Raw genomic sequence first — 2418 nt, forward strand, 5'->3', positions numbered from 1 at the left:
CCACCACCACCAGCGACGACTGGTACGGGGCGGTGGAGGAGTCCCTGCTCGACCTGGCCGGGCGGTGCGACCAGGTGTACGTCATGGGGCTTTCGCACGCGGCCCCGGGCCGCCGACGGCTCAGCCGCGCCTCAGGCGGGCGCCCCGGGGACGTCGGCCCTGGCCTCGCGCGCCAACTGCTCGTCGCGGGCCCGCGCCAGCCTTCCCAGGACCTTGTCCCGCAGGTCCAGCGGGACCGGATCACAGCCGCAGTGCTTGGCGACGAGCTTCTTCACGGCCTCCTCCAGGCCGTACTCGTCCAGGCACGGACCGCACCCGTCCAGGTGCGCCCTGACCTCGGGGCAGTCGCTCTCCGCGAGCTCGCCGTCAAGGTAGGTGTAGAGCTTCTCCAACACCTCGCTGCACGGGGTGTCCGTCTCCGACTTGTCCTGGCCGCCGCTCATCGCCGGTCTCCTCGATCCGAACCGCTCACCTGTCCCCGGCCCCCCGCCGACGACCCCGACGCGACGGCAGCGGCCTCGGCGGCCCTGGTCGCGGGGAGGAACCCACGGTCCACCGCGTACTCCTCCAGGTGGGTGCGCAGCTGGCGCCGCCCCCTGTGGAGCCGCGACATGACCGTTCCGATGGGGGTCCCCATGATCTCGGCGACCTCCTTGTAGGCGAAGCCCTCGACGTCCGCGAGGTACACCGCGATCCGGAAGTCCTCGGGAAGCTCCTGTAGGGCCCGCTTGACGTCACTGTCGGGGAGGTGTTCGAGCGCCTCGGCCTCAGCGGACTTCAGCCCCGCCGCCGTGTGCGAGGCCGCCTGGGCGAGCTGCCAGTCCTCGACGTCCTCCGTACCGGCCTGCTTCGGTTCCCGCTGCTTCTTGCGGTAGGAGTTGATGAAGGTGTTCGTGAGGATGCGGTACAGCCACGCCTTGAGGTTGGTCCCCGCCTTGAACTGGTGGAAGGAGCCGAACGCCTTGGCGAAGGTCTCCTGCACCAGGTCCTCGGCGTCCGAGGGGTTGCGTGTCATGCGCAGCGCCGCCGAGTAGAGCTGGTCGAGGAAGGGAAGCACGTCCCTCTCGAACCGCTCGTCCCGTTCCCCGGCTGTCTCCTGGCTCTGGTCCAAGCCCTTCGGCCTCCTCGCGCTGGTCCCTGGTGGGGTGTCCGTGTCCCAAAGATACGTTCCCACACCCCCGACCTGCGCGTCGACGCCGCGTGGCGCCAACGCCGTTTCCTCGCGCTCAAGGCACGCACCAGCGGTCGCCATGTCCCGAACCCCGCCCCTTCCCTGTCGCCGTCCCGGGCTCGACTCCGGGCCCCTGCCGGAGCTCTCCCCCCGGCGGTGCTGGTGACAACAACGTCCCCCGCGCGCTGATTCCGCCGTCCGGGCGGAAGGTGGGGGCGTCCGGCCGAACTTTGTCGTTTGCGCGCGTCGGCGAAGGTGAGGCATGGCAGAGTGCGGGTAGGACTCACTGAAGGATGGAGAGGAGTGCACGTGCGACCGTCCTCGACTCCGGCCTCCGACCGACCCCGATCGCCCGCCGCCCAGTTCGCCACCACCGACCGACTCTCGGACTACTGGCGCTTCTACTGGGCGGTCGCGGAGGCGCAGATCAGCCGCTGGCTCCCCGAACGGCCCGCCCGGCTGCTCGACCTGTCCAGCCCCGACTTCCAGGGGACCCCCCGCGCCGTGGCTGCCGGTCACGACGTCGTCACCCTGCTGCCCTCCGTGGACATGGCCATGCGCCGCCCCCTCACCCTGGTCAACGGGCGGGCGGTGGTCCCGCGCCCCACGCCCCGCGGACGCCTGCGGCACGTGGTCGGCGACTCCGCGTTCCTGCGGGCCTTCGCTCCGGGGTCCTTCGACGGGGTGATCGCCGACAACCGGGTGTTCTCCCGGCAGCTGGCCACCGAGTCCTCCATGGCGGAGGTGGCCCGGGTGCTGCGCCCCGGCGGCCGGGTGCTGATCTGCGTGGACTCGGTGGTGCTGGGCATGGCGTTGCTGGCCGAGCAGGACGCCTGGCCCGAGCTGAGCCACGCCCCCAGCGCCGACGTGCTCCTGGTGCCCTGGCCGGACGGGTCGATCACCCGGTGCTTCACCGCCGAACAGCTCACGGAGATGGTCACCGAGGCCGGGCTCGAACTGGAGTGGATCAAGCCGCGCACGGTCCTGTCGGCCTCCACCGTGGAGATGATGCTGGCCCGCGACCCCCGCTCGATGGCGCGGCTCGTGGAGATGGAGCTGCACGCCGCCGACTCCGACGACTACGTCGGCGTGCACCTGGTGGCCAGCGCCGTCAGGCCCCGGTAGGCCCCGCCGGTCGGCCCGGCGGGGGCTCGCCTAGATGAGTAATTCCCAGGGGTGCGTGGTCTGAGCATGAGGCGAGGGAGCCCATGGTCTTGTTGTGACGCAACACCTGAACTCCCTCGCCC

The 2418-nt window shown here is 71.1% G+C and carries 3 protein-coding genes and 1 pseudogene; 2 read left to right on the forward strand and 2 right to left on the reverse strand.

The annotated features are described in order from the left end of the window. Positions 1-95, forward strand: a pseudogene (locus ABZ635_RS27065) (carboxylesterase); the annotation flags it as partial. Positions 96-131: 36 nt separating this feature from the next. On the opposite strand, the gene rsrA reads toward ABZ635_RS27065, so the two are convergent. Together rsrA and ABZ635_RS27075 are read right to left on the reverse strand one after the other, a co-directional pair. Further along, positions 132-443 (reverse strand): mycothiol system anti-sigma-R factor, encoded by a 312-nt coding sequence (gene rsrA, locus ABZ635_RS27070; protein ID WP_357770074.1) that lies wholly within the window; start codon positions 441-443, stop codon positions 132-134. After that, a complete protein-coding gene (locus ABZ635_RS27075; protein ID WP_357770075.1) occupies positions 440-1111 on the reverse strand; it encodes a sigma-70 family RNA polymerase sigma factor in 672 nt (223 codons plus the stop codon). The genes rsrA and ABZ635_RS27075 overlap by 4 nt, the downstream gene beginning before the upstream one ends. Before the next feature lie 363 nt (positions 1112-1474). On the opposite strand from ABZ635_RS27075, the gene ABZ635_RS27080 reads away from it, so the two are divergent. After that, complete coding sequence (locus ABZ635_RS27080; RefSeq protein ID WP_357770076.1) at positions 1475-2296, forward strand: methyltransferase domain-containing protein; 822 nt, start codon at positions 1475-1477, stop codon at positions 2294-2296. Positions 2297-2418: the final 122 nt, after the last annotated feature.

This window comes from Nocardiopsis sp. NPDC007018 (genome assembly GCF_040635075.1).
Taxonomy (GTDB): domain Bacteria; phylum Actinomycetota; class Actinomycetes; order Streptosporangiales; family Streptosporangiaceae; genus Nocardiopsis.